The following is a 905-nucleotide window of genomic DNA, read 5'->3' as shown; positions in this document are numbered from 1 at the left end:
GATTTTCTGCTTATGACGCGAGTGTCTGGGCGTTGCAGCTGGACGAGTTGTTTCCCACCCAATCCTAATAAGTATTTAGCAACGGAACCGAAAGTATCTCGAAATCAAGTCTTAAACAATTCTGCACGTTTGTTTAATAAATCCTTAACGGCCGCTTCAGAGCCTCTTAGTATGTTTTTAAGTTATTGAAAAGGGAATCTATTCATAATAGAAAAAATTGAGAGAGGGGGGAGTAGAAGTGAAGACCGATGTATTTATCGCTGGTGGCGGAGTCGGTGGTTTAACTTTAGCAGCTAAGCTTGCAAGCCGAGGCGTTCACGTGACAGTCGCTGAACAGTTAAAAAAAGAATCCCCAATATACAAAGGGGAATTATTGCAGCCGAAAACACTGGCGATCCTAGAGAGGCTCGGCGTGATTGACGAAATCGAAGGGTGTGGTCACCCAATCGACCAACTTCGTTTTCAAGAAATACACCGGATAACTGGCGGACCTCCAGAAGAGATTAATTTAACGGAGTTAAATTATAGTCGAGTAGCAAGTCTTTATGATCATGCTTTGATGGTCCCACACGAAAAAACCAAGTCAATCTTGAGAAATAAAGGGGCATCATTTAAGGAATATTTTCATTACTTTTCAGGAGCTAGATTTTTAGGGTTTGAAAATGGAATGGCTAAAATTAAGCAGAAAAAAGAAATCACTTATATTGAAGCAAAAGTTTATATTGGAGCAGAAGGAAGAAGCTCACCTACAAGGGATGCGATGAACGTTAAGGTGGAACGAAAAGACTATAATCACCATTTCCTGACAGTAACAATCCCCAGGCCTGAAAATTTTACAAAAGGAAAAATAATCACGACTTCCAGCTGCTTTTTAGGTCTCTTCCCTCTCCCTGATAATGAAGTGC

At 40.7% G+C, this 905-nt stretch carries 2 protein-coding genes; both read left to right on the top strand.

Translation table 11 applies throughout. The annotated features are described in order from the left end of the window. The coding region (locus LD39_RS23590; RefSeq protein ID WP_231572582.1) for a hypothetical protein at window positions 1-189 on the top strand (189 nt) is incomplete at its 5' end. 49 nt (window positions 190-238) lie between these two features. Further along, window positions 239-905: NAD(P)/FAD-dependent oxidoreductase (locus LD39_RS13610; RefSeq protein WP_035547922.1), on the top strand; the 667-nt coding region annotated here is incomplete at its 3' end.

It is taken from the genome of Halobacillus sp. BBL2006, from assembly GCF_000786645.1.
Taxonomy (GTDB): Bacteria; Bacillota; Bacilli; order Bacillales; family Halobacillaceae; genus Halobacillus.
Note: the sequence above shows the minus strand (reverse complement) of the source record. Positions and strands in the feature narration are given on the sequence as shown.